We start from the raw sequence: 25,734 nt of genomic DNA, 5'->3' as shown, positions 1-25,734 counted from the left end.
GGTCGTGACATTCAAGGCTCAGTGGTACCGAGACAAGTTCGCGAAAAAACGCAACAGGGGCTTCCGCGGCTACCCGGTGGCAACGGTTGCCTTCTACGGGCCCGACGACACGAGAGCGACGAAAGTCTCCGTTGGCATCATCGCGCACGAAGGTGATGACGCCGACCCCCTTGAGCGGTGGTTCTGCGAAACCACTGATGTGAGAACGGATCCAGCAGTTACCGAAGCAATCATTCGATTCATTGACCAGCATGGTGCCAAATCGGTGGTGGCCGTCGATCGCATCATCGGGTGCCCGCATGAGGAAGGCGTTGACTATCCGGAAGGCGAAAAATGCCCGCAGTGTTCGTTCTGGGCCAATCGTGATCGATGGAGCGGCGAGATCATCAAGTGAGGCGTCAAAGCCAGCCCTTCCGTCGCGCCGAGGCCTTCCATGTCTGATTCCGACAGTAGAAGTGAAACGCGCGACGAGATACGGACAGGCCTACGTCATTCTTTGAATCCAATTCAGCTCACCAATGCAGGACACCTTCTGGATGGGAGCCGCCGCCCCAATCCACCCAAGATAAGCCGCCAAGAAAAATCGCAATTTTCGCCAAGAACGCTTGACAGGTGACGAGGTTCGAGGGGCCGCCGCCCTGCTTGCGCTGGCTGTTTAGCGCAAGCAGGGCGGCGGCCAATAGAAGATCGTTTCTCGATCCTCGCTTGGCTCTGATGCCCCTGTCTGATCTGTTCGCTACGCTTACCCAATATCTGCACACCCAGGTCTTTCGCGATCTTGCCCGTCATGCCGAATATCCGGCTGCATTCACCCGTCAGCGTAAGCTCACCCTGCCAACACTGATCACCTTTATGCTTGGCAACTTGCGCATGGGGGTACAAGCCGAACTCGATCAATTCTTCGCCGCACTCGCCCGCCAAAATACCTTGTGCCGAGGCGTCAGTGAACAAGCGTTCGCCCAGGCTCGCAGCAAACTCAGCGGCGATGTCTTTGCTCACCTCAACGACTGGCTGCTTCAGCAAGTGTCCAAACATTTGCCGCGCTGGCATGGCTTTCGGCTGGTCGCCGCGGACGCCTCACACTTGCGTTTTGCCATCCGCCACAGCCATCTCCCTCGAGCCGCCACCCGCGATCAACTCGCCTTCGGCCTGTACCTGCCCGAGGCCGAGATCATGCTCACCGCCTCATTGCACAGCGTGCACGAGAACGAACGCCAGATCCTGTTCGAGCATCTGGACCGCCTGCAATCCGACGACTTGCTTCTCCTCGACCGCGGCTACCCCGCTCGCTGGCTGGTGGCCGTGCTCAACCAACAAAGCATTCCTTTCTGCATGCGCGCAGACGGCAGCGGCTTTGCTGCCGTACAGCGCTTTGTGCGCTCTGGCCGTGACGAGACCATCGTCAGGCTCCCGGCTCCAGCCCGCATCGACGCGCGCGACTATGAGTGTGCGGCTACCCCGCAGACCGTTCGGCTGATCCGGCAGATCTCGCCAGCCGGCAAGGTGCGCCTGCTCATCACCAATCTGCTCGACATGCAGCGCTATCCGGCGGCCACCTTCCGCGATCTCTACCATCAACGCTGGCGCCTCGAGGAGGCGTTCAAACGCCTCAAGCACCGCATGGCACTCGAACATCTGTCCGGCCTCTCACAGTTGGCCGCCAGGCAGGACTTCGGCGCCAAAATCCTCAGCGACAACCTGCACGCCCTATGCTGCCTCAGCACCTCGCAGGAACATGAAATTGACTCGGACCATCGCATCAACCGAACCTTTGCCATCACCGCTCTCAAACCTGTCCTGTCAGCGGCGCTGCTCGGCTTGCGCTGGGCCAAGGCTGCTCTGAATGAGACCTTGGCCTTGATCGCAACACGTACCCATCGCGTGCGACCGGATCGCGCTAAGCCACGCCCGCCTCGCCACAAACCTCATCGACATGCTACTTACAAGGCTTTTTGATGCCTATTTGGGCGGTGCTTATCTTGGGTGGATTGAGAAGCTTCCACTGGCAAGGCACATTATGGAAGCTTACCGAGCGTAGTGAGCTTCATAGTTGATGCACGGGCGGCACAGCCATGGGCTTTTCCTGCCGAAGGTTTCTCATTGCTCGGGACGATACCCTCTGGCGGCTGTGCGAAATGGCACTTTTGCATTCGATCCAAGTGAAAGCAACAGTGCCGCCGCAATTGCCTACAGGCCGCAGCTATCAAAGGCGAGCCGGTGGCACAAATGCTTCGCTCTACGCCATCAGCAGCGAGAGGGACCGCATCAGCACAAGGAGGACAGGGCCAGAAAGGTGGTCACCAGCGTCAAGGTGGCAAGTGAGGTCAAGCAGCGTGGCCAGTCATCACCGGCAAGGTGGCCAGCAGGGGGCAGCGCCTGCCACCTGCGCGGGTTCTGGCTGGAGCATCCGAAGTGGCAGGGCCATGCTCTGATCGGGCCCGCTGTCGCGCTGGCCGCGCGCCTGATTTCCGAGGGCAAGCTGCACACGCCTATCGTCGCCGAGTTCAGCCTGGATGAGGCCAAGCTTGCGGTGGCACGGGCGCAGTCGGGCGGCAAGGTGCTGTTCCGGATCCATCCGAGCACTTGAGCAGGCCTTCAGCGCGCTTGGACGCCTTGCAGGAGTCGATGAAAGCTAGCTGCGGCTGCTTCACGAAGGTAACGGAAAACCAGAAGCCGGCATGAAGTGACCGGGCGACAGCAAGGCCGCGCTCACTTGCCAGCGGTGGCGCGAGGCGAAGTGCCGTACTTGGCGCTCAGCAATTTGGGCAGACTAGCGCGTACCGCCGTAAGACTGTCATGGTTGCGGCCTGCCAGGGCGACCACGAGGCTGCCCTGAATCAGCGAGAGCAGCAGAAAAGCCTGCTGTCCGGCGGGCATGTCGGTGCGTATTGAGCCGTCGCGATGGCCTTCCTGCAGGAGCCTCGTGAGGCCCGTGCGCCAATCCTTCAGCGAATCGGCGAGGATGGCACTAAACGCATCCGAACTGGGGGCCAACTCGGTCGAGAATTTTCCGACCAGGCACCCCACCTTGTGTTCGGAGCGCTCGAAGCGCTCGACAAACGCTTCGTAGTAGGCAATGACCTTCTGATAGGCAGTCAGATCTTCTCTCGAAGCGAACTTGTCCAGCAACGCCATTTGCCTGGCCGAATACTCGGCGATCACCGCCTTGGCGAACTCGTCTTTCGAGCCGAAGTGGTGATAGAACGAGCCCTTTGGTGCCTCGGCCGCGGCCAGCAGGTCGTCCACGGTCGTGCCGTGAAATCCCATGGCGTAGAAGCGGCGCAAACCTTCCTTCAGCAGCCGCTCTCGATGCGAAGGCGCGGGTGATTTGACTGTAGCGTTCATTGCATTCTCCAAGGTCGATTCGAGGCGGGTAATCCCCTTCGTTGGACCATTTCGTCCAGATTTTATCACCTTCATCGCGGGGCACATTCATCGGCTACGGGTTTGTCCTCCCTCTCAAGTCGTTGACCAGATAGTCTAGACGATATAGTCTATGCGCATCGAGAATCGATTTATCAATCGGCTTTCACCTTACCGACAGAGGCCATGAAATGCCAGCCTGGTCGTGTCATGGCCAGGAGCCCAGCGCTAAGTGCGTCTGGAGCGCGACATTTATTCGAACGCGAATACGCGACACAAAGGAGCTATCCATGACCGCCCCAATGCCAGAGTACTGGACCCCCAACATCCTATTGAGCGAAGACGACGTCGCCCGCTTCGAGCGCGTCCCCCTTGCGGATCGTAATCTGCCGGCCTCCACCTACGAAATGTTGATGGATGGCTGCGCCATCGATCCGTCGAAGGTTGCCATCCACTACTTCACCGACGGTGCCCGTCCGCTCGATACCGCGCGGCAGGTGACCTATGCTGAGTTGCGCGCCCAGGTCCACCAGACGGCAAATCTGCTCGAGGACCTCGACGTCGGCAAGGACGATGTCGTCTCGGTGCTGATGCCAGCGATTCCCGAATCGCAGTTCGTCCTGTGGGGTGCTCAGGCCACCGGGATCGTCAATCCGGTTAATTGGATGCTGGAGCCGGACATGTACTCAACCAACGTTTTGAGTCGAGGCGTTCCGGCAGGCAGGCGAGCCTCGCTGACCCCATCCGCATCGGCCCACTGAGTAGGTAAAGACATGATGTCCAATAAATCCATTGAATCGCAGCGCGGCCCTTTCGAGGTAACTCGGGAGGACGATCTCGCGATGGCCGCTCGCGATGGGACGGTCCTGCGGGCGGACGTGTACCGTCCCGCCGCTTCCGGGCCTCTTCCGGTACTTTTGCGGCGGACTCCCTACGGAAAGCGGCTCAACGATCTTGCAGCGGACTTCAGCGAGGCGCACTACTTCGCCTCGCACGGCTATCTGGTCGTCGTACAGGACACCCGTGGACGGTTCACGTCCGAGGGGGCTTGGTACCCTTTGATCTACGAGGCGCGCGACGGCTACGACGCCATTGAGTGGGCGGCCGCGCTGCCCGGTTCCAGCGGAGTGGTCGGCACATTCGGCCAGTCCTATGGAGCCATCGCCCAGTACCTCGCTGCCACCCAGCGACCGCCGCACCTGAAAACCTGCATCCCCGTCTCCGCGTACCAGCTGACGTTCGAGAACTACTGGTACAACGGCGGCGCACTCGAACTCGGTTGGCTGCTGAGCTACTTCGTGAACATGGCCGAAGCGGTTCTGAGCAAAGAGGGCGACGAACGCGCGATCGCCGATCTCGCCAAGCTCAAGGTCGACCCGAGGCAACGGTTCTCCCCGCTGACTGAAGAAACTCTGAGGCACCTGCCGATCACGGATTGGGTCGACCGCCTCGGGCGAGGAGCGCCGTTCCTGCGGGACATCCTGTCGCACCCGACCGACGGCCCGTACTGGTGGGCGACGGACCTCAGCCGACAGTTGTTCAACATGGATGTTCCCATGCTGCACATCGGCTCCTGGTATGACATCGCCAACCGGGACACCCCGCTGTACTTCAAAGGGCTGCAGACAAGCGCCCTCGGCGCGTCAGCACGTGCCGGGCAAGCCCTCCTCATGGGCCCGTGGGCGCACCAGCTGCCGTTCAACCAGCCGACATCTGGCGGAACCGGCGACATCGACTTCGGCCCCGAAGCGGCGGTGTCGCTGCTCGACGTACAGCTGAAATGGTTCGAGCACTACCTCAAGTTGGATGGCAGGGACCTGCCCCGCTCACCGGTCCGCATCTTTGTAATGGGTGAGAACCGGTGGCGCGACGAGCACGAATGGCCGCTCGCCCGTACCGTCTTCACCCCGTACTACCTGCACAGCGGCGGTTCAGCCAACTCATTGCACGGTGACGGAAGTCTGTCCACCGTGCCGCCGGACGATCAGCCCTCCGACAATTTTCATTACAACCCGGACAACCCCGTGCCGAGCGCAGGCGGTCGAATCGTGGGCAGTGGGGTCGTTGATCAGCGAGAGAATCAGGCCCGCTCCGACGTGCTGGTGTACACCGGACCAGAACTCACCCAGGACCTGGAGATCACCGGCCCCGTCACGGTCCACCTGCACGCTGCCACCACAGCTCCGGACACCGACTTCGTCGCGGTGCTCTCCGACGTTCGACCCGACGGTTACGCCCAGAACCTCGCCGAAGGCATTGTGCGCGGCCGCTTCCGCGAATCCTACGACAACCCGACCCTCCTCCACCCTGGCACCCCATATCTGTTCCGGATCCAGTTGTGGAACATCAGCCACGTGCTGCGGGCAGGCCACCGGGTCCGCTTGCACATCACCTCGAGTGACTTTCCCCGCTGGGACCGCAATGCCGGCACCGGCGCCCCAACCGGAACCGACACGGCCACCCACCCTGCGGACCAGACTGTGCTGCACGACCGCGCGCACCCGTCACACGTTTTGCTCCCCGTCATCCCGCGATGACCAACCAATGACGAATGGAGAAAGCATGAATTCAGATCCCAGATCACTGTCTTTCGAACCCTTAAGCCCACTCGCGTTCCTCGACCGCTCGGCAGCAGTCCATGGGTCCCGCATCGCGGTGGTCGATGGCGATCGCCGCTGGACCTATGCCGAGTTTCGTGACCGGTGCCGCCGGCTGGCGGGCGCGCTCGCCCCGCTGGCCGAGGGACGCCCGGTCGCGATCCTCGCCTCCAATACACACGTCATGCTCGAAGCGGCCTATGGCGTGCCGTGGGCGGGTGCCCCACTGGTGACGATCAACACCCGCCTGTCCACAGACGAGGTCATCTACATCCTCGAGCACTCCGAAAGCGCGGTGCTGTTGCACGATCCGCAGTTCGACGAATTGGTCACCACCGTGGTCGACCGCATGGCACAACCACCCCGGATCGTGCGGGCGGGGCCCGGCGACGGTGGTTCTTACGAGAACCTGCTCGCCGAAGCGACACCGATGGGCATCGCACCAGCCGACGAATGCTCGCTCCTATCCATCAACTACACCTCCGGGACGACCGGACGCCCCAAAGGCGTCATGTACCACCATCGCGGCGCCTACCTTCAGGCGCTGGCCATGGTCGCCCACACCGGCTTGACGGCGTCCTCGGCCTACCTGTGGACGCTTCCGATGTTTCACTGCAACGGCTGGTGCTTCCCATGGGCGGTGACCGCTGCGGGCGCAAAGCACGTCTGCTTGCCCAAGGTTGACGCCGCGCAGGCCTGGCGACTCATCGGAGAAGATGCCGTGACACACCTGTGCGGCGCCCCCGCGGTGTTGTCCATGCTTGTGCACGCGCCTGAGGCGCCCGACCGTCACGCGGGTAGTGACGTCATCCGGTTCGTGATCGGCGGAGCGCCCGCGAGCCCATCCCTACTGGCAGCCGCAGACAACCTGGGCATCGACGTCACCCAGGTCTACGGACTTACCGAAAGCTACGGGCCGGCCATGCTCTGCGACTGGCATCCAGAGTGGAGCAAACTGACTGCTGAGGACCGATCCCGGCTTCGAGCCCGGCAGGGCGTCGCGAACTTTGTCGGGCTGACAGCCCGGGTGGTAGGGCCCGACGGGCGAGACGTCCCGGCGGATGGCGCGACAATTGGCGAGATCCTGCTACGCGGGAACAATCTGATGCTGGGCTACCTCAAGGATGAAGCGGCCACCATCGCCGCCGCGCCGGACGGGTGGTTCCGTTCCGGCGACCTCGGAGTTCTGCACCACGACGGCTACCTTGAGCTGCGCGACCGGAGCAAGGACGTGATCATCTCTGGTGGCGAGAACATCACGTCAATCGAGGTGGAACAGGCCATCGCGAGTCACCCCGCCGTTCTGGAAGTCGCGGTGGTGGGAGCCCCTGATGATCGCTGGGGCGAAGTGCCGGTGGCGTTCATCGCCCTGCGCCCAGCCGCAAGGGCCAGTGAGCAGGACATCATCGACCACGTCAGGTCGCGGCTCGCGCGGTTTAAGGTGCCCAAGCGAGTGGTGTTCGGAGAACTACCGCGGACGTCCACAGGGAAGATCCAGAAATACGTCCTACGTGAGCGCGAGTGGGCCGGACGTGCCCGCCGGATCGCTTGACACCCCGTCCCTGACGGCAGCCATTTTAATCCGTATCTCTCGCAGTTCGAGCAGTCCAGCGCCGCTGCGCTGACTGGTTCCGCGAGTCACCTTGCCTGACCCGTGCTTTCTTTCAGATCGCGCGGCTCGCGAGCCTGCGCGCCGACACCTTGCGCGCTCACCGATAGGGCCCGACTCGCCCAGCGGCGGGCAAAGCGGCGCACCAGCACGTCGTCGCACGGCAAGGCATAGGGCAGCGCCTGCAAGACGGCCACAGCACGAGCGCGGTCGACTGCGGCCTTGATGCTCGACCCGTTGGGAAGCGGCGCGGCAGCGGGCCTGTGCTGATGACTCGATTTCATCATTTCACAACCAACCAAGGAAACTTCCATGTCACGCAAACTCGAAGGGAAGATCGCAATCGTTACCGGTGGATCCACGGGAATCGGGCTCGCCACCGCCAAGCGGTTCGCTAACGAAGGAGCGCATGTCATTGTCACCGGCCTTCGACAGGCCGAACTCGACGCCGCGGTGTCCGAGATCGGTAACGCCACCGGCATCCGGGTCGACTCATCGAACATGGCCGAACTGGACACGCTGTTTGATTGGGTGAAATCGGAAAAGGGCCGAATCGACGTGCTGTTCGTCAACGCCGGGGTCGGCTCGAAGCTGCCGCTCAGTAAGATTACTGAGGAACACTATGACGACACCTTTGGCATTAACGTCAAGGGCGTACTGTTTACGGTACAGAAGGCGCTGCCCTTGCTGGCGGACGGCGCATCAGTCATCTTGAATGGATCCACCGCTGCCAGCGGCGGCACCGAGGCATTCAGTGTCTATGCCGCCTCAAAGGCCGCCGTACGCTCATTCGCCCGCAATTGGATTCTCGATCTGAAGGGCCGCGGCATCCGGGTCAACACGCTCAGCCCCGGACCCACCAAGACGCCAGGACTCTTGGGCCTGGCCGGCCCCGACGCCCCACGGCAGCAGGAAATGCTCGATGCCCTGGCCTCGCGGATCCCAATGGGCCGCGTCGGCGATCCGGACGAAATTGCCAAGGCGGCTGTCTTTCTTGCCTCCGACGATTCGAGCTTCGTCAACGGCAGCGAATTGTTCGTCGACGGCGGCAAAGCCCAGATCTGAGTCCGCGGCTGCGCACACATCGAAACGCACTTCATCGCCTCATTTAACCTGAACAACACAACCGAGGAAACACTCATGCCAATATTTCACGCCCACATTCCGGCTCAAAAGTTCTCTAGCGAAGAGAAGCGGGCTCTGGCGGATGCCTTAAATCTCGCTCTTCATGAAGCCATGAATACGCCTATGGATGACCGTTTCGTCATCATCAGTGAGCACAAGGACGATGAATTCTTCATCCATCCGACTTTTCCTGACATGAAGAGATCCGACAAGCGCATGAGCGTAACGGTGACGTTCGGTACGAGCAGGACGGTGGAGCAGAAACGCAAGCTCGCGGAGTTGGTCACCCGATACGCAGTAGAAAAGGTTGGCGTCAGCCAGGACGATGTCACCCTGATGATGTATGCCATTCCCTTGGAGAACATGAGCTTCGGCGGCGGAAAGCTGGTCTCTGACATGGATCTCTCTATGCCTTGGGTAAACAAGTAAGAAGGACGAAGCTGCCCTGTTCTTTGGATCGGGGCAGCAAAAATGACTTGAAACGGACGTCCCGCTCGTTTCTCATGTGTGGGGCTCATGAGCGGAAAAGGATTCAGGCCCCGTTCGCGACGGAGCAGCTCAAGGGCGACGATCTGTGCGATGTCACGCGCGTCGATTATCGTGAGCCCCTTGTCGCGGTCTGGCATCGAACACACGTCGTAGCCGGTACTCGGCGCTATTTAATGCCAGCAGCGGTCATTACGCCCTTCTGTTCATTATCGCGACATGACCCTGATTGAAATCAAAATCATGTAATCAATGTTGGCAACGCGCAACGATCTCGGCATATGCATTTGCAGCCACACCTATTTTTCAAACCTATTGTCACGCCGCAGTATTTGAAGCTCACACTTACTTAACAGAAGGAATTCACATGCCTCATCCATTCCCCGATTTTCGCCTTACTGGCCAGGTCACCGTCGTTACTGGTGGCGGTAGCGGTATCGGCCGGGCCCTGGCACACACGTTTGCCGGCGCAGGTGCCAGGGTCGTTGTGCTAGATACAAATGGCGCGGCGGCAGAACAGGTGGCCAACGAGATAGGCTCGATGGCACAACATGCGGTTGCGGACGTGTCCAATGAGGACGCGATCGAAAGCGTCATGAAAGACGTCGCCCGCCAACACGGTCGAATCGACGTGCTATTCAACAACGCAGGTGTCAATCGGCGCAACACCTCGTTTGATTTGACGAGCGCGGATTGGAATGCGGTTGTAGCGGTAAACATGACCGGCATGTTCCTTTGCGCCAGGGCCGCCGCGCGGCACATGCGCGACGGCGGCGGCGGGCGAATCGTCAACACTGCATCGATACTCGGTATTTCCGGCGGTTGGTATCCCAATATTGTCTACCAGGCTACCAAGGGCGCCGTGGTCAACATGACCCGTTCGTGGGCTGTCGAATGGGCGCCCTATAACATCCGCGTCAACGCTGTAGCGCCGAGCATTATTCGCACTCCAATGACCGATGCGCTCACAAGTCAACCGGATGTGGTTGCGAAATTCGAAGCGCTGACACCGCTAGGAAGACTGTGCGAACCTGCGGACATGACCGGGCCAGTGTTGTTTCTTGCTACTGCCGCATCAAGCATGGTTACCGGCCATATCCTTCCCGTCGATGGCGGCGTGTTGGCGCAATAATTTAACCCGTACTCGGCGCGATTCGCGCTGCACTCACATAATAAAATACGGAGACAACTATGTCGGAGAATCAAAAAATTAATGTCCGTTCGTTCATCGATGAGCGGCCGGTTGGACGCTACCAAATTTTTATTATTATCTTGGTTTTTCTGGTCGTTGCATTTGATGGCATGGATGTCGCGATCATGGGTTTCGCTGCGCCGGAAATCATTCGGACCTGGGGCATTACAAAGCCGCAAATGGGCTCGATTTTGGGGGCAGTTTTTTTCGGCGTAACAGTCGGCGCCCTCATTGCAGGCCCCATCGGCGACCGCTACGGTCGCAAGCTCATTCTGACGGCGAGCGTGTTCTGGTTCGGCGTGCTGACCTTGTTTGCCTCTCAGGCGGCAGACGTCTATACACTGCTCACGCTGCGGATCTTGACCGGCCTCGGCCTCGGCGCGGCATTGCCGAACGCTGTTACGCTGATTTCCGAGTATGCGCCAATGAGAAAACGCTCGCTGATCGTCACGATCGTCTACAGCGGCTTTACTGGCGGGGGTGCCGTTGCCGGCCTGGTTGCGGCATGGCTACTTCCGGCATTTGGATGGCGAGTCATGATCGCAATCGGGGGGCTGCTCCCGATCGCATTGGCCCTCGTCCTAGCCATGTGGCTGCCTGAATCGGTCGCGTTTCTCACGCTGAAAGGAAAACGCCTTGCGGCCATCCCTAAAATTCTCCGCAAAATCGACAAAGGCTCCAGCGTCCTCTCGGATGCCACGTTTTGGATTCCGACGCCCGTTGATCAATCAAAGGGATCTGTCGCCATCTTGTTCACAAAAGCCTATGCCATGGGGACTTTTTTGTTGTGCCTGGCGTATTTCATGGGCGTGTGCGCCACGTACGTCATGGTCAACTGGCTGCCAGTCATTGCCAAGGAGGCCGGCTTCACCCTCGGGCAGGGCGTGGTCATTACGTCCCTGATCACGCTCGGCGGTCCGGTCGGATCGATCTGTATCGGTGCGATCATGGATCGGGTACGTCCGCACTGGGTACTGGTACCGACGTTTCTGATCGCTGGCGCATTCCTCGCCTCCCTCAGCGTCGCACCAAAAAATTTTGGCACCTTGTGCATATTAATGTTTGCCTTGGGGTGCTTCTTCCACGGATCAATGACTGGCTTGCAGGCGCTCTCGGCCACGTCATTCCCAACTGCGGCCCGCTCGACAGGGATCAGCTGGATGCATGGCTTCGGCCGCTTGGGCGCTATTGCCAGCGGCTTTATCGGCGCAACCATGATGAGCTGGGGATGGGGACTCGGACAGATTTTCCTGGCGCTGGCGGTGCCGATGGTCGTCGCAGCCTGCGCCGTCGCCCTTTTGGGCATGCGCAATGAGCGCACGCGTATTGAGCGTATTGAAATAGGTAACTCACAGGCACTCAGTTTGCGAAGCTGACCCAGCCACCGGAGCATTGGCGCTGCGGTGGGCGAACGCCACAGCGCCAGCATTGCAGGTCGCCTCCAGGGGTAATAGCTGAGGCTGCGGGCCCGGCAGCTCAGCCCAGAAGTGCTGAAAATTTGCAGGCAATGCAGGCTCAATTGGACGCCTTTATGACCGTGGCGAACTTTCCACATAGCGGACACCGGTAGCTTTGCACTACATGATGTATGTCAGGACGCAAAGATTAGTACTAATTAGTGATTGCCTTCTCGTCGTCGGCCCGGAGTTCGTCCAATGCCGAGCTCGCCGGCCGCGGAGCACCGAGATGCAGGTGACGTAGTTCGTCCATAAGGGCACTCCAAAGTGAAGGGCCGCCCCTTTCCAGCAGCTCCGCGCGTAAAGACGCTTCCTTGCTCGCTTGCGTATGCCGAAGGCCCCAGGCAGCCATATGTGCAAGCAGAGGTACAAGCTGTATGGCCGCTTCCGTAAGGCTATAGATTCCTTTCTGCTGATGAGTCGGATCCGGAGATCGTGTCAGCAGGCCAGACGCGGTCAAGTGCTTCAGTCGGCTTGCGAGGATGTTCGACGCGATGCCTTCCTCGTTTCGTTCCAGCAGGGCGCCATAGCTGCGCCGGTTCGCGAACATGACATCGCGGATAACGATCAGGCTCCAGCGGTCGCCAATCTGCTCAAGCGTCAAGTTGATCGGGCAGCCCGATCGTCCTGTTTGTTGCACAGCCAATCCCCCTCAAATTTCTACTTGCATTATGCAATTGGTCAGAATATTATTCAACCACTTGCACTGTGCAATTGGTTCAAGGTCTTGCCGCATCGACGGAGGAATCGAACACGCATGCGGCTTTCATCACGGGTCACGGCGGCAATTCGGTAGTGCGGGTGGCCGGGAAGGTGGCAGCAACGACAAGGCGCGATGAGTTGGCGTTTCGCTAAAGATCATTACGTACATACGTATCCCACTACACACGCTGGTTAGGAAAACACTATGAAATTCTCCCCCCTCATTTCGCGTACCGTGCTCGCGGTATCGTTAGCATTCGCCAGCACCTTCGTTGCTGTAGCCCCGGCCGAAGCTGCAGCGCCGATGCAGCACAAGCAGGTTCCGGGCTTCTATCGCACGATGATTGGCGAATATGAGGTCACCGCGCTGCATGACGGCAGCGCCGGCATTGACTCCAGCCTCCTGCATGGCGATCCGGCCCTCATCCAGTCCCTCCTGGCGCGCTCCTTTCAAAACGATCCCAAGAATGTCTCGGCCACCGTCCAAGGCTACCTCGTCAATACAGGTTCCAAGCTCGTTCTCATCGATACGGGTGCAGGTGGCCACTGGGGTCCAATCGCGCTGGGCAAGCTCGTGCAAAACTTGAAAGCCTCCGGCTACAAGCCGGAGCAAGTTGACCTGGTGCTGCTGACCCATCTTCACGCCGATCATGTTGGCGGAATCTACAAGGAAGGGAAACGTGTCTTCCCGAACGCGACCGTGATGATGAAGAAGGCCGACTCCGACTTCTGGCTGTCGAAGGAAATCATGGCCAAGGCCCCGGAAGACGCAAAGATCTTCTTCAAGGTGGCACAGGATGCAGCCGCGCCTTACATCGCTGCCGGCAAATGGAAGCCGTACGAAGGCATGGACGAAATCGTCTCCGGCATCGCACCGTATGCCATTCCCGGCCATACGCCCGGTCACACCGGCTACATGATTTCCTCAAAGGGTCAGTCGTTGCTGGTCTGGGGTGACACCGCTCACGTCCTCGCCGTCCAGATGCCGCACCCGGAAATCGGCATCGCCTTCGACTCGGACGGCGCGACGGCCATCAAAACCCGTGAAGACCTTCTGGTGAAACTCGCCGCGGACAAGACGATGATTGCCGCAGCCCACATGCCGTTCCCCGGCCTCGGCCGTATTCGAAAGGCCGACACCGGCACTGGCTACGACTGGGTACCCGCAACTTTCCTCAACCTAAAGTGAGGTGAACCATGGCCTACGATTCCTCTTCCGCCCGCAAGCTCCGCGAAGCGATGTTCGCCTTCAACATTGCGCATCCCGTAAGCACGATCGAGACGCTCCGCGTCGGCATGGAGGCAATTTCACAAGCAAACCCGCCGGCGGCTGACCTAACCGTCGAGCCGACCCAACTCGGTGGCATAGCCGCGGTGGCGATTACGGCTCCCGATGCGTCCAAAGACCGTGTCATTTTCCATTTCCACGGTGGCGGCTGGGTGGCTGGCTCTCCTGCCTCGCATCTGGGCATGCTCGGAGAGTTGTCTCGAGCGGCTAAGTCCCAGGTTATCGTCCTGGACCACTCCTGGGCGCCCGAGCACCCATTCCCTGCTTCCTACGACGAGTCCATCCGCGGCTACGAAGCAGTGCGTGCGCTTGGCAAGCCGTTTGCCGTGACCGGAGATTCCAGTGGCGGCGGCATGGCTCTCAACGTCCTTGCCTACGCATCCTCGAAGGGCCACAAGGACGCACGAGCAGCGCTACTCATTAGCCCATGGGCAGACTTAACGCTGACGCTGCCCTCGCTAACGCAGTTGGCCGACCGCGACCCAATGGTCAACGCGAGCGCGATGCGGGCGATGGTCGAGGCTTACGCTGGCAACCACGATTTGAAGGATCCGCGCATCTCACCGATGTTCGCCGACATGCGCGGCTTTCCTCCACTGCTCATCCATGTCGGAAGCGACGAAGTACTTCTCGACGACGCCCTTGAAATTGACCGGAAGGTGCGCGCGGCCGGCGGCAAGTCGTACCTCGAGGTCTGGCCGGAGATGCTGCACGTCTGGCACATTCAGACATCCTCATTGCCTCAGGCCCACGACGCGCTGCAGAGAGCCGGCGAGTTTCTCATTGGGCACCTCGAGAAGTAGCACGCACGCCCTCAACGAAGACTTAGACACCAGATTGGAGATGCAATGACTACTGACACCAAGACACCGGCAACGGCATGGATGGAAATCGTCAAGAAGAAAGGAACCAGCGAATTCGCGGCGTCGTTCACCGCTGACGCCAGCCTTCAGACCTCTGCCCTCAGCAAGGCTGTGGTCGGCCCGACACTCATCGGGGCGTTCTTTGCCGCGACGAGCACGATGTACGAACACTTCGTGTTCACTGCGGAGACGGTTGACGGTGCGAAGACTTACCTTGAGTGGAATGCACTCCACGGTGGCAAGCCGATCGCTGGCGCCACCATCATCACTCGGAATGAGTCTGGCCTCATCGACAACATCAAGCTTTTCCAGAGCCCGTTTCCCGTCGTTCGTGAATTCTCTTCAGGCCTCAAGGAGCGGCTCGCGGGAACGCTCGGTCAGGACTTCTTTAGCTAACCCTGAACAACACAACCGAGGAAACACTCATGCCAATGTTTCACGCCCACATTCCGGCTCAACGATTCTCTAGCGAACAGAAGCGGGCTCTGGCGGATGCCCTAAATCTCGCTCTTCATGAAGCCATGGATACCCCGATGGATGACCGTTTCGTCATCATCAGTGAGCACAAGGACGATGAATTCTTCATCCATCCGACTTTCCCTAACGTGGAAAGATCCGACAAGCGCATGATCGTAACGGTGACGACCGGTACGAGCAGGACGGTGGAGCAGAAACGCAAGCTCGCGGAGTTGGTCACCCGATACGCAGTAGAAAAGGTTGGCGTCAGCCAGGACGATATCACCCTGATGATGTATGCCATTCCCTTGGAGAGCATGAGCTTCGGCGGCGGAAAGCTGGTCTCTGACATCGACCTTTCTATGCCTTGGGTAAACAAGTAAGAAAGACGAAGCTGCCCTGTTCTTTGGAAACGGGGCAGCGAAATTGACTTGAAACGGATGCCTCGTTCGTTTCTCAGGCGTGGGGCTCATGCGGCTCCGATCCGAAACCATTCTCTGGACGGGTATCGGGATGAATACAGCCACCACTCCGGCCCTGGTGCTGCGGACGGGCACCGAGCCGGAGGCGTTGGAGGCTGCATTCCTTGCGCCCGTCCCAAAAGAGGTAAAGCTATGACCGACTGGCATTTCTACGAGCCGGCGCAGGGGCATTCCCTGCGTCACGATCCGCTCAACGCCATCGTCGCTCCGCGCCCGATCGGCTGGATCAGCACAGTCTCTAACGACGGCGTGCGCAACCTTGCGCCCTACAGCTTCTTCAACCTGTTCAGCTACAAGCCGCCGATCGTCGGCTTTTGCTCGCTTGGTGCGAAGGACTCGCTTGCCAACGCGCGTGACACCGGCGAGTTCGTATGGAATCTGGCGACGCGAGAGCTCGCCGAGGCGATGAACGCCTCCGCGGCGATGGTGCCAGCGCACGTCGATGAGTTCGAGTTGGCCAAGCTGGAGACGCTGCGCTCTGCCAAGGTGCGGCCATCGCGCGTTGCAGCTAGCCCGGTGCAGTTCGAGTGCGCGGTCACCCAGATCGTGCAGCTTGAGGCGCAGGGCGGCGCGGCGCTCCCGGCGTGGCTGGTGTTGGGCGAAGCAGTAGCGATCCACATTGACCGGCAGCTGATCAAGGACGGCGTGTATCAGACCGCGCAGGCGCGCCCGATCCTGCGCGGCGGTGGGCCGGCCGACTACTTCGAAATCGGCGCGGGGCAGCTCTTCACGCTTGAGCGACCGGGTGATTGACTTGGCGTCGAGCGACCGGAGCAAAAGGGTGGAAGGTAGCTTTCGCTACGCATGGGGGTTCCTTATGGGGCTTCTTCTATGCATACGACACAGGCTACGCCTGTCGGCACCAATGGAAGGTTCAAAGATCCATGGCCATACCAGGTCCCAGCCAGCTCGCCTTCACCCGCGATGCCAGCCATGGCGACCGCCATTTTCTCGAGTGGGAGGCAACGGCATTCGAGGACACGGTCCTGCGCGGCGTCACGATCCTCACCAAGAATGACGACGGCAAGATCGTGCACGCAGCGATTCATCACCGGCCGCTCGATGGCGTCCGGAAATTTTCCGCGGAACTCGGTCGCCGCCTGCAAGGCAAGGTCGATGCCAGTCACTTTTACGGCGCCGCCTGACATCTTTCTACAAGGAGAACTCCCATGTTTCAACGTACCGATATCGCATTCGAAGCCGAGGGCGGCGTCACGCTGCGCGGCTGGCTCTATGTGCCCACCGGTGGCACCGGCCCCTATCCCGCCATCACCATGGCGCATGGCTATGCCGGCGTGAAGGAGCACGGCCTGGAGCGATTCGCCGAGAAATTCGCCTCCAACGGCTTTGTCGTCCTCCTGCACGATCACCGCAACTTCGGCGCCAGCGACGGCACGCCGCGCCAGGATATCGACCCATGGCGTCAGATCGCCGATTGGCGGCGCGCGATCAGCTTCCTCGAACACCAGGACGTCGTCGACGCGAAGCGCATCGGCTTGTGGGGCACGAGCTATTCCGGTGGCCACGCGCTCGTGCTCGGCGCAACCGAACGCCGCTTGCGCGCGGTCGTCGCGCAGGTGCCGACGATCAGCGGCTTCGAGCAAGGACTGCGCCGCATTCCGCCCGACGCCGTCGCCGCCGTCGAGGATGCCTTCGCGGCGGACGAGCGCGCGCAAGCACGCGGCGCGCCGCCGCGAAGGCAGACGATCGTCAGCGCCGATCCGGCCATCCCTGCTTCGTACCGCGCCAAGGATGCCATCGAGTTCTATCTGCAGCCCGTGCCCGACGGCGCCTGGGAGAACAGCGTCACGGTGCGCTCGACGCGCGCCGCGCGCATGTACGAACCGGGCACGTGGATTGCACGCGTGTCTCCCACGCCGCTGCTGATGATCGTCGCGCTGCAGGACACGATCACGCTGACCGATCTCGAGCTGGCCGCCTACGAGCGCGCCCTTGAGCCGAAGCGCCTCGTGACGATCCCCGGCGGCCACTTCGATCCGTACATCACCAGATTCGATCAATCCAGTGCCGCCGCGCTGGACTGGTTCAAGGAACACCTCGCGTAACCTCAACTTGCGACAATACAGGAGCCCGACATGTCTCATCTCACCCATACCATCGAGCATGGCATTGCCACGATCATTCTCGATCGCTCGCCGCAAAACCGCATCGGCGACCAGATGGTTGACGAACTGGCCACAGCAATCAACGCGATCGAACGCAGTGACGCGCGCGTCGTGCTGGTGCGCGCCGAAGGCGAGAACTTCAGCTTTGGCGGCGACATCATGCCCTGGCCCGACGACACCCCCCGCCAGTTGCGTGCGCGCTTCGAGGGTTACATGGACGTCTTCAATTGCTTCGAACGCCTACCCTTGCCTGTCATCGCGGTGGTGCACGGCTTGTGCGCCGGCGGTGGTTTCGAACTGGCGTTGCGCGCCGATGTAATCTTTGCCGCCGAAAGCGCAATGTTCTGCCATCCGGAACAGTCGCTTGCCATCGTGACCCTGCTGGGTGGCATCTACCGCGTCGCCGAACGCGCAGGACTCGCACGTGCCATGGAATGGGCGCTGACTTCCGAGCGCGTCCCCGCCGCGACGATGGAGCGCTTCGGCGTGATCAACCGCGTCGTCGCCGATGCCGAGCTGCTTGCAGAGGCGCATGCCTTCGCCGCGAAGTTCGTGCACGGCCCGACACGCGCCCACGCCGCCCACAAGGCCTTGCTGCGCGCCTGGGCCAACGGCGGTGTCCAGGCGGCCGACGATGTGATGTTCAACATTGCCATGCCCTTGTTCGAGACAGAAGACGTGAAGGACGGGCTTGCTTCGGCCATCAAGGCCCTGAAGGCAGGCACGCCGCGCCCGGTGCTCGAATTCAAGGGCCGTTGATCCGCCACGCCAGCCCTGTCAAGGAGCGGAACATGCACGAATTGCTGGCGCGGGTGGTCGAGGCGCATAGGGGATTGGCGCGCTGGAAGCGGCATGAAACGCTCAGCGCCACTATCGTGACGGGTGACTTCCGAAACTCGTGCCGGTCGCATCCTGGGTGCTCCTTAACGTAGGCTAAACAACGTCGCCGGTACTCCGCAGCATGTTGCGGCGGGCTCAGCATGTGCGTGCCTATGCTTTCTCGGGTTGCAGGAGAATCGAGCGTGCAATCAACCGCACTGAAACGTGACCATTCGTTCGAGAGGTGCCTCGCGCGAAAAGCCGCGCAAGGCACCTCAACGCGACGGTGAACGTCCGCTTTTCGAGTAGCGAGCGGCAGCTAAGGGCTCGGACCGGGCGTAGCGATCAACGAGCCGAATTTCCGCTTCTGTTTAGGTTTGTTTGATGCCTGCCCGTGTCTAGGCGCATGAGGGCAGGCGTTGAACAAACCTCAAGGGAGGAAACCGCGGAGCCCAGCGATGTCGTGATGCGGGCTATGGCGATTGATGGGGTCGGGCGGTCAGTAGCGCCTGGGCTTATGGAGTAAGCCGGGCGTCGATCGGCGCCCGTCATGGGGGGAAGGTCCGGACAGGTCGGGACCGTCAGGGCGCCGTGCGCATGCAACGTGGTCGCGCGAGACGGCGAGCGCGACTTCCGCTTGCGGCTCCGGATTCCGGAGAGCCGTCGGGCGGGTCGATGACGGAGGGCGCGCGGGCTCATGGCATAACCCACGGTGTTGGCGGTCCGCGGATGCAGACACTGCGAGGGATGGCCTCGACGATGAGCATCGGTGCGCCACAGCCGGCAAAGGAAGGAGGGGACGTATAGCGAGATCGGTGTCGTCAGGGGGAGCGGTGACTGTCGGCACGACGTTCAACAGCTCGCGTGCCTTGACCAGATTCGTGCGGCGCACGGGGTTGGCAAGGAGACCGTAGTGGCGGATGCGATGGAAGCCGCCAGGCAGCACGTGCAACAGGAAGGTATCCCTTTGATTTCGATGCAATTTACCGGGATAGTTGCCCCAAGCATTCATGCGGGTTTCCGGGCGGCGCTCACAAGAAATTCCCGTAAGATCAATAACTTGCTGACTGGGTCATTCCCTGCATCCTCTGATGTATCGATCGCGACACGGGCATGGCGGCAGGGGAGGGATGGTAAGCCTCCAAGAAGCCTAATCGCGGCCGACGGACGGACCGACGCCGAGCCGGGGATGTAGGTCGTGATCCGTAAGTCTTTGCCACCGTTCTATGAGCCGCTTTCAAAGCAGAACGGTTATGCCGTGCGCCACTGCGAAGGTGAGTCGGGCTGGAACGCCGAGGTGGGCATGAGCCGATGCGCATAGCGCTCGATGGGAAACTCAAAAGTGCCCCGCAGATTGATCCCCTCGAGATGGGTGGGACCGATATGCCGAAGGTCATCAGATCGAGTCGTCTCGCTGCTGATCCTCTCGAGGATGTCCCAGCTGCGTTGCATGTGCATCGTATTCCAAGCCATGACTGAATTGGATAGCAAGGTCAAGGCCGATGACATTGCCGCCAGCGACGCGTCATGGCGCGCCAACTCGATCGGTATCTTGCCGGAATGGATCGCCCGCTGGAGAATGTGCACCGCTTCACCGCGGTTCAGCGCATGCTGCATCTCATGGCGAAATGCGGTATTCGTGAAATAGTCGATCAGGAAGATCGTACGAAACAACCGTCCGAGATGCATGCCAGCCTCATAGACGAGCTGTCCACGCGCCGCCACTCCAAAGCGCGTGAGTGCCTGGACTGCAGTGCATTGCCCGCTTTGCACGGATGCTGCAATTCGCACCAGCTCGTCCCAGGCGCACTCAATGAGGCTTAGTCGAACATCTGCATCCGTGACAGCAGCCAGTTCGCTGGGCACATCATGATGTCTGGGAACATGCAGACGTCTGTCGCGCAGGTGGGACAGTCGCGGACAGAGATCGAAGCCCAACAGCCGTGACAGACTCATTGCGAAATCTGTAAAGCCGTGCGTATCCACTGCAAGTTGCGCTACGTCTTCCGAACCGCCTTGTCGGATCACGCCCTCGATCGCTGCACCGGCTTGGCGCTCATTGAGCAAAATTGGCTGGTCATAGAAGATGCCCCACCGATCGCGAACGTGAGTGTACATGCCGATTGATGCAGTCCGCCGGCGCGGGTCGGCCCGCGCTTTCCAGACTGAGCGTGTCGTTTCCAACGACATCATGTCTGACGAGGCCAGATCGGAGCGCCCCCAATGCTGGGCAATAGGGTGCTGATGCATGAAGGTGAGCACGGCTTCAGCCGCGTGGCGCAGCTTCCGTTCGTCCGCAACGCGATGCATCATCTGCCGGATCGCGGGAGGCGACAACTCCGGCACCATTCGGGAGAGATCGGCAGCTGACATCGATGTGCCGTGCGCGAGTATCGCTGCGTAGACCAATAGCAATTCGCTACGGGAATGAGGCTCTCTTCCCAGCAAGAGCCAACTAAAGTGCGTGGCGCTGTCGATCTCGAGCAGGATCTCAGGCAACTGACCGCCTGGGCGCCTCTCGAACAGTGCGCCGCGCAATGTCTCCACATTCGCGGGCATGGCGCTCGCGACCAAGGGGTCGATGTGGATCGCATCGTCAATCTTGAGTTTCCCACACACCACAGCGTCCCGCAGCTTGGCGAGGCTTTCGTCCAGATGCGCGATCACAGGCTTCAGAAATGCCTGAGCATCCTGTGGCAGCTTAAGATGGCCATAGAAGTGGTTGCGTTTGGCCTTCCATTCGTTGGCGCTGATCAAGAGGGTCGCTTGGCTTCGGAAGGCAAAGCTGTGCTCAAGGAAGACTGAGCCATTCCGCAATCCCACCCGCAGGGCGAAAAGCGTGCCCCACTCGAATGCGGCCAGGGCCCGCTGTCGGTCCTCTCCGTCCAGGGCGGGTTGCCAGGCGCGGCCAAGTCGAATCGTGATTGGGTTGGGAAGATGATCGGACCTCCGCGTGTAGATTTCCTGGAGTACTGCCAACGCTTCAATCACCGGGTGTGCTGACAGGGCGGAGAATGGCAGCAGAACCAACCTGCCAAGCAACGCTCGAGCTTGGCGGTGTCGCGACAGGAGTTGCGCGCGAATTAGGCTGGCACGGCTGCGCGCACGCCGGCTGAGCGCCGCGTCGGCCAGCGCCGACAACTGCTGGCAGAGTGCTTCACGGGTTAGCATCTCATCCGCGGCCAGCGCTTTGACCGCGGTCGCGAACTCTCGCATCTGGGTGCCAGGGTCCGGTCGGCCAGCCTCAATCAGGCGCCGAACGTCGTTGACGGATTTCTGAATCCAGTGTCGCAACATGGTCGCCAGATGATCCGTGGCGGCACATAAAGCGTAACGCAGAAAGCAAGCGGCTTCCAATCGGCGGGGTTGCTGCGCGACTCGTTTGCTCACTGAAGGCGGCCGATTGGCGCAGCGCCGGGCATAGTAGCGTATCAGCGCTTCGTTACACGCCGCTGGCCAGCTTCGGTGGATGCCCATCTTGTAAAGGAGTTCGACCTTGTCGAACAATTCCCCGATCTGGTGGGTCGAGGTTCGCAACGGGACGGCCCAAAGCCATTGCTGCAGGCTCGTGTGATCGCCATGCGGGCGCGCAAGTGATATGCCCCACGTGTCCACGGAGGCGCCGTAGGCGCGCACCAGAGCGACGGCAAGCGCCGCCTCGGCCGTGGCGACGGCCTGGCTGATCAGTCTTTTTAGTGCGCGATCACGGGGTATCAGTATCCGATGTTCATACAGCCAGCGCTTCAGCTCGTGAAACAGCTCGGTGCGGCTCGGCTGTCCCGTCAAACGTTCCTTGAGCCAGCGCGTGACATAGCGGCGCTGGTGCTCAGCCATCGGACTGAAGCCGAGGACTTGGTAAGCCAGCATCTGGTGATTTGACAATGTATCGGTGCGCCCATCGTAGAGTGCGTTGAGCGTGCCCATATCCGGTGGCGTCACACCAACCTGGACACCGACATGCGCTCAGAGAAATCTGGGCACTTGCTTGCAGGCATCAAGCGTGCGTCCCGTCATGCGGATAAAGCCGATGTGTACGGCAACGGCCAAGCGATACAGGGGACTACGCCTAGTACCGCTGCACAGAGGTTATGACAGTTTGGCTGGGTTGTAGGACAGGCAAGCAGTTGTGCTCAACGAGCAGTTCGATGGTGCGAGCGATGCCTGCTTGGCGGCGGATCAAGCCATTGCGTTCGAGGTTGAGCACCATCTGATGGACGGAAGGAGCCGTGACGGCGAAGAAGCGCTGCATGTCGCGCTCGGCCGGAGAGCGGCCGTTTATCAAGCTGTAGGCCCATATGAAGGCGAGATACTGACCTTGCTTGTCGGTGAAGCTCGGGCAGGCTGAGCGCTCGCCAGACAATGGAAGCGATTTCTGATTCATTCGGAACCCCCGCAGTCGAAGGAGGCCCCCCAGAAGGAGGCCATCCGAATGAATTTACGCTATCGAGTCGAGCTCGACCAATCCGAGCGTGAGGCGCTCGCTGCCATGCTAAGCGGCGGCAAGCATGCGGCACGCAAGCTCAAGCGAGCGCAAATCCTGCTTGCAGCGCACGCTGGCCAGGATGACGCGAGCATCGCAGCCACCGTGGCGGTTGGCGAATCCACGGTGTACCGCACCAAGCGCCGCTTCGTGGAGACGGGTCTGGAAGCGGCGCTGAACGAACAGGCTCGACCCGGGGCGCAGCGCAAGCTCAGCGGCAAGGAAGAGGCCCTGCTGATTGCCACCGCCTGCACCAACCCGCCACCGGGACGTGCGCGCTGGACGCTGGAATTGCTCGCCGACACGCTCGTCAAACTGACCGAGCATGAAGAGCTATCGCGCGAGACGGTACGCCGGCGCCTGGCCGAGAACGATCTGAAGCCCTGGCGCAAGAACATGTGGTGCATTCCCAAGATCGACGCGGAGTACGTTGCACGCATGGAAGACGTGCTCGACCTGTATGCCGAAACCCCGGGCCCGCAACACCCGGTGGTGTGCTTCGATGAAAGCCCGACCCAGCTCATCGGCGAGGTACGCCAACCGATTCCGGCCGAGCCGGGTAAGCCTTTGCGCTACGACTGCGAATACAAGCGCAACGGCACCGCTAATCTGTTCGTCTTCCTCGATGCGCACCGTAGCTGGCGCAAGGTGAAAGTCACCGAACGGAGAACGGCAGATGACTTCGCCCAGTGCATGCGCGACCTGGTCGATATCCACTACCCCCAGGCACCGCGCATCCGGGTCGTGCTGGACAATCTGTCGACCCACACGCCGGCTGCCCTCTACCAAGCCCTGCCACCAGCAGAGGCACGCCGCATCCTGCAGCGGATCGAATTCCACTACACCCCCAAGCACGCCAGTTGGCTCAACATGGTCGAGATCGAAATCGGCGTGCTGCGAAGCCAGTGCCTGGATCGCCGCATCGACTGCCGCGATCGGCTGATCACCGAGGTCGCGGCTTGGGAGCAACTGCGAAACGCCAGCGGCGCTCGCATCAACTGGATGTTCTCTACCGAAACGGCACGGGAGAAATTGGCCAAAGCCTACCCAGTACCGACCTCTGACAAACCGTCATAACCTCTGTGCAGTGGTACTAGCATCAATCAGTGCCCGCTCCTTGGGGGAGTAGGTGAAGAACGTGGCAAGCTCGAACTCGCTGAGTTCCTGTGGGATCTGTCGCATCCCCAGGTAGGCCAACCGCCAGTGATCCATCGCGCTTCTCCCAAGCGTGAGACGGACTGCGGAGGGTAGCGGCAATGAGAGGTGGCCGCAACATTCAGCACGACAATATGCCGCTTACGACACCCCAAAAAAATTGAAAGGGGTAGACAGCAACCTATTGATTTACTGGCGTTTTTTCTACGTGGCGGCCCGGAAACCCGCATGGCTACTTGGGGTGGCTAGCCCGGTAAATTGCAGCGAAAACAAAGGGAGACCATCTAGCGCGCATCGAGGCCTGCAATTCGAGGTGGTTCCGTTTGATACCGAGGACGCTCGGCACGCCGGAGAGATTCGCGCGCAGCTGGCGGCGGCCGGTGCGCCGATTGGCCCCTATGACGTCCTGATCGCGGGGCAGGCGAGGCGCGCAACCTGGTTCTCGTGACGCACAATGTGCGGGAGTTCGCCCGCGTGGCGCAACTGACGGTCGAGGATTGGCATGCTGGCGGCCACTGAAAGTGGCGTGCTTGCCGCGAACCAGCATCGCTTTGACCGGCTTCGCAACCCTTATGTTGTTGGTCTATGTTGCCGGCAATTCGCGTTTTGTAGGTCGCAGCCAGACGCTCTGTGGGGCTTGACCGGGACTCGACTACCGGGCTGACGCTGGAGCAACTGGAAGCGGCGAGGCGCCCCGATCGCGAACTGGACGAGGTTTCCCGTCAAGCATCCTTTCGCCACTTGCTGTTGGGGCGCTACGGACGGTCTGCATTCACTCTCACAGAGAGTCGATTGGAGGTATAATTGCATGCAATATTGCATATTAACTTCAATACTAAAGCAAAACCGTGGCAACTGCAGAACTAGAGGGCATCGACATTCCCGCCCAGATCGCGCAGGAAATTCGCAAACTGATCAATCGCGGGCAGTTACCGCCAGGCCTGCAATTGCGGCAATCGGATTTGGCCGATCGCTTTGGCATCAGCCGCGTGCCCGTGCGCGAAGCGTTGAAGCTCCTGGCGGCCGAGAGCATCATCGAACACGATCCCAACCGCGGTTTTTTCGTCGCGCCGCTTTCGACCGACGAGGCACGCCAGCTTTACCGGCTGCGGCACTTGCTGGAAGCAGAGTTGCTGTCTACCGTCGAGTGGCCGACGCCTGCTCAGCTCAAGCAGCTCAAGGGGATGCTAGCCGAACTGGACGAATTGCTTGCGGCCGGCGAGCGAGGCGAGTGGATCGAGCACCATCGCGCGTTCCATGACGCCGTGTTCGATCTGTCGCCGAACAAGGTGCTCAAGCGCGAGGCGCTGCGCCTGATGCGACTGACCGACCGCTATCGCGCGCTGGCCGCCGACATCACGCGGCGCGACCAGCATTTGAAGGCAAACGTGGAGCAGAAGCTCGTGAAGGCGCTGAGCACCAAAAACCGGGAAATGCTGCTGGATGCCTTCGAGGAAGGCCGGCAAATGGTGGCGGAAGGCCTGATGCAGATCCTGGCGGCGCGCGGCGTGTGAGGCTCGGCGCCCGAGCGCTC

General features: G+C 60.7%; 26 protein-coding genes and 2 pseudogenes. 21 read left to right on the top strand and 7 right to left on the bottom strand.

Going from position 1 to position 25,734, the window contains the following annotated elements; genetic code table 11:
- Positions 1-4: 4 nt before the first annotated feature.
- Positions 5-394 carry a hypothetical protein gene (locus AC1Q7H_RS28205; protein ID WP_492381997.1) on the top strand — a complete coding sequence of 130 codons (390 nt, stop codon included), beginning with the start codon at positions 5-7 and terminating at the stop codon, positions 392-394.
- A gap of 118 nt (positions 395-512) precedes the next feature.
- Here the strand turns inward: AC1Q7H_RS28205 and AC1Q7H_RS28200 are convergent, their stop codons facing one another.
- Positions 513-680: a hypothetical protein gene (locus tag AC1Q7H_RS28200; RefSeq protein ID WP_492381996.1), complete on the bottom strand. Its 168-nt coding sequence runs from the start codon at positions 678-680 to the stop codon at positions 513-515.
- Positions 681-714: 34 nt separating this feature from the next.
- Between AC1Q7H_RS28200 and AC1Q7H_RS28195 the strand changes: the two genes are divergently transcribed.
- Together AC1Q7H_RS28195 and AC1Q7H_RS28190 are read left to right on the top strand one after the other, a co-directional pair.
- Positions 715-1,956, top strand: a complete 1,242-nt coding sequence (locus AC1Q7H_RS28195) for an IS4 family transposase (protein WP_492382018.1) — start codon at positions 715-717, stop codon at positions 1,954-1,956.
- Between the two features lie 337 nt (positions 1,957-2,293).
- Positions 2,294-2,587, top strand: a complete 294-nt coding sequence (locus tag AC1Q7H_RS28190; protein WP_492381995.1) for a hypothetical protein — start codon at positions 2,294-2,296, stop codon at positions 2,585-2,587.
- Between the two features lie 122 nt (positions 2,588-2,709).
- Here the strand turns inward: AC1Q7H_RS28190 and AC1Q7H_RS28185 are convergent, their stop codons facing one another.
- Complete coding sequence (locus tag AC1Q7H_RS28185; protein ID WP_492381994.1) at positions 2,710-3,345, bottom strand: TetR/AcrR family transcriptional regulator; 636 nt, start codon at positions 3,343-3,345, stop codon at positions 2,710-2,712.
- A 308-nt stretch (positions 3,346-3,653) separates the two neighbouring features.
- On the opposite strand from AC1Q7H_RS28185, the gene AC1Q7H_RS28180 reads away from it, so the two are divergent.
- The 3 genes from AC1Q7H_RS28180 to AC1Q7H_RS28170 are packed head-to-tail and all read left to right on the top strand — an operon-like array spanning position 3,654 to position 7,512.
- The gene (locus AC1Q7H_RS28180; RefSeq protein ID WP_492381993.1) at positions 3,654-4,124 is read left to right on the top strand and encodes an AMP-binding protein; all 471 of its coding nucleotides are present in this window, start codon (positions 3,654-3,656) and stop codon (positions 4,122-4,124) included.
- Positions 4,125-4,136: 12 nt separating this feature from the next.
- Entirely contained in the window at positions 4,137-5,900 is a 1,764-nt protein-coding gene (locus tag AC1Q7H_RS28175) for a CocE/NonD family hydrolase (protein ID WP_492381992.1), read from the top strand.
- 25 nt (positions 5,901-5,925) lie between these two features.
- Positions 5,926-7,512, top strand: coding sequence for an AMP-binding protein (locus AC1Q7H_RS28170; RefSeq protein ID WP_492381991.1), 1,587 nt, complete (start codon positions 5,926-5,928; stop codon positions 7,510-7,512).
- Between the two features lie 86 nt (positions 7,513-7,598).
- On the opposite strand, the gene AC1Q7H_RS28165 is transcribed toward AC1Q7H_RS28170, so the two are convergent.
- Positions 7,599-7,883, bottom strand: a complete 285-nt coding sequence (locus AC1Q7H_RS28165) for a hypothetical protein (RefSeq protein ID WP_492381990.1) — start codon at positions 7,881-7,883, stop codon at positions 7,599-7,601.
- Here AC1Q7H_RS28165 and AC1Q7H_RS28160 point away from each other — a divergent pair.
- From AC1Q7H_RS28160 to AC1Q7H_RS28145, 4 genes are all read left to right on the top strand, one after another.
- On the top strand, positions 7,882-8,634 hold the full coding sequence (locus AC1Q7H_RS28160; protein WP_492381989.1) for an SDR family oxidoreductase: 753 nt from the start codon (positions 7,882-7,884) through the stop codon (positions 8,632-8,634). The genes AC1Q7H_RS28165 and AC1Q7H_RS28160 overlap by 2 nt on opposite strands.
- Before the next feature lie 75 nt (positions 8,635-8,709).
- Positions 8,710-9,123, top strand: coding sequence for a tautomerase family protein (locus AC1Q7H_RS28155; RefSeq protein ID WP_492381988.1), 414 nt, complete (start codon positions 8,710-8,712; stop codon positions 9,121-9,123).
- 424 nt (positions 9,124-9,547) lie between these two features.
- Entirely contained in the window at positions 9,548-10,312 is a 765-nt protein-coding gene (locus AC1Q7H_RS28150) for an SDR family NAD(P)-dependent oxidoreductase (RefSeq protein WP_492381987.1), read from the top strand.
- 59 nt (positions 10,313-10,371) lie between these two features.
- Entirely contained in the window at positions 10,372-11,748 is a 1,377-nt protein-coding gene (locus AC1Q7H_RS28145; protein ID WP_492381986.1) for an MFS transporter, read from the top strand.
- A 235-nt stretch (positions 11,749-11,983) separates the two neighbouring features.
- Here the strand turns inward: AC1Q7H_RS28145 and AC1Q7H_RS28140 are convergent, their stop codons facing one another.
- Positions 11,984-12,469: a winged helix-turn-helix transcriptional regulator gene (locus AC1Q7H_RS28140; protein ID WP_492382017.1), complete on the bottom strand. Its 486-nt coding sequence runs from the start codon at positions 12,467-12,469 to the stop codon at positions 11,984-11,986.
- Positions 12,470-12,736: 267 nt separating this feature from the next.
- On the opposite strand from AC1Q7H_RS28140, the gene AC1Q7H_RS28135 reads away from it, so the two are divergent.
- From AC1Q7H_RS28135 to AC1Q7H_RS28100, 8 genes are all read left to right on the top strand, one after another.
- Positions 12,737-13,720 carry an MBL fold metallo-hydrolase gene (locus AC1Q7H_RS28135; RefSeq protein WP_492381985.1) on the top strand — a complete coding sequence of 328 codons (984 nt, stop codon included), beginning with the start codon at positions 12,737-12,739 and terminating at the stop codon, positions 13,718-13,720.
- A gap of 8 nt (positions 13,721-13,728) precedes the next feature.
- Positions 13,729-14,622: an alpha/beta hydrolase gene (locus AC1Q7H_RS28130; protein ID WP_492381984.1), complete on the top strand. Its 894-nt coding sequence runs from the start codon at positions 13,729-13,731 to the stop codon at positions 14,620-14,622.
- Positions 14,623-14,667: 45 nt separating this feature from the next.
- Positions 14,668-15,078 carry a hypothetical protein gene (locus AC1Q7H_RS28125; RefSeq protein WP_492381983.1) on the top strand — a complete coding sequence of 137 codons (411 nt, stop codon included), beginning with the start codon at positions 14,668-14,670 and terminating at the stop codon, positions 15,076-15,078.
- 29 nt (positions 15,079-15,107) lie between these two features.
- On the top strand, positions 15,108-15,521 hold the full coding sequence (locus AC1Q7H_RS28120) for a tautomerase family protein (protein WP_492381982.1): 414 nt from the start codon (positions 15,108-15,110) through the stop codon (positions 15,519-15,521).
- Between the two features lie 231 nt (positions 15,522-15,752).
- Entirely contained in the window at positions 15,753-16,373 is a 621-nt protein-coding gene (locus AC1Q7H_RS28115; protein WP_492381981.1) for a flavin reductase family protein, read from the top strand.
- A gap of 131 nt (positions 16,374-16,504) precedes the next feature.
- Positions 16,505-16,765 carry a hypothetical protein gene (locus AC1Q7H_RS28110; protein WP_492381980.1) on the top strand — a complete coding sequence of 87 codons (261 nt, stop codon included), beginning with the start codon at positions 16,505-16,507 and terminating at the stop codon, positions 16,763-16,765.
- A 24-nt stretch (positions 16,766-16,789) separates the two neighbouring features.
- Positions 16,790-17,686: an alpha/beta hydrolase gene (locus AC1Q7H_RS28105; protein WP_492381979.1), complete on the top strand. Its 897-nt coding sequence runs from the start codon at positions 16,790-16,792 to the stop codon at positions 17,684-17,686.
- 30 nt (positions 17,687-17,716) lie between these two features.
- Positions 17,717-18,505 (top strand): enoyl-CoA hydratase/isomerase family protein, encoded by a 789-nt coding sequence (locus tag AC1Q7H_RS28100; protein WP_492381978.1) that lies wholly within the window; start codon positions 17,717-17,719, stop codon positions 18,503-18,505.
- An 880-nt stretch (positions 18,506-19,385) separates the two neighbouring features.
- Here AC1Q7H_RS28100 and AC1Q7H_RS28095 read toward each other — a convergent pair.
- From AC1Q7H_RS28095 to AC1Q7H_RS28085, 3 genes and pseudogenes are all read right to left on the bottom strand, one after another.
- Positions 19,386-19,523: pseudogene (locus tag AC1Q7H_RS28095) on the bottom strand (transposase); the annotation flags it as partial.
- Between the two features lie 293 nt (positions 19,524-19,816).
- Positions 19,817-22,636, bottom strand: a pseudogene (locus AC1Q7H_RS28090) (Tn3 family transposase); the annotation flags it as partial.
- Positions 22,632-22,946, bottom strand: coding sequence for a LexA family protein (locus AC1Q7H_RS28085; protein WP_492381977.1), 315 nt, complete (start codon positions 22,944-22,946; stop codon positions 22,632-22,634). The gene AC1Q7H_RS28085 and the pseudogene AC1Q7H_RS28090, both read right to left, overlap by 5 nt.
- Positions 22,947-22,994: 48 nt before the next feature.
- Here AC1Q7H_RS28085 and AC1Q7H_RS28080 point away from each other — a divergent pair, with 48 nt between their 5' ends.
- The 3 genes from AC1Q7H_RS28080 (at position 22,995) to AC1Q7H_RS28070 (ending at position 25,714) form a co-directional block, all read left to right on the top strand.
- Positions 22,995-24,122: an IS630 family transposase gene (locus AC1Q7H_RS28080; RefSeq protein WP_153954478.1), complete on the top strand. Its 1,128-nt coding sequence runs from the start codon at positions 22,995-22,997 to the stop codon at positions 24,120-24,122.
- 151 nt (positions 24,123-24,273) lie between these two features.
- Positions 24,274-24,648 carry a PIN domain-containing protein gene (locus tag AC1Q7H_RS28075; RefSeq protein ID WP_492381976.1) on the top strand — a complete coding sequence of 125 codons (375 nt, stop codon included), beginning with the start codon at positions 24,274-24,276 and terminating at the stop codon, positions 24,646-24,648.
- A 400-nt stretch (positions 24,649-25,048) separates the two neighbouring features.
- The gene (locus tag AC1Q7H_RS28070; RefSeq protein ID WP_349606135.1) at positions 25,049-25,714 is read left to right on the top strand and encodes a GntR family transcriptional regulator; all 666 of its coding nucleotides are present in this window, start codon (positions 25,049-25,051) and stop codon (positions 25,712-25,714) included.
- Positions 25,715-25,734 lie beyond the last annotated feature (20 nt).

Source organism: Cupriavidus sp. GW823-FHT06D04 (genome assembly GCF_058795055.1).
The sequence above is the reverse complement of the archived record's forward strand: the minus strand, read 5'-3'. Positions and strand labels throughout refer to the sequence as shown.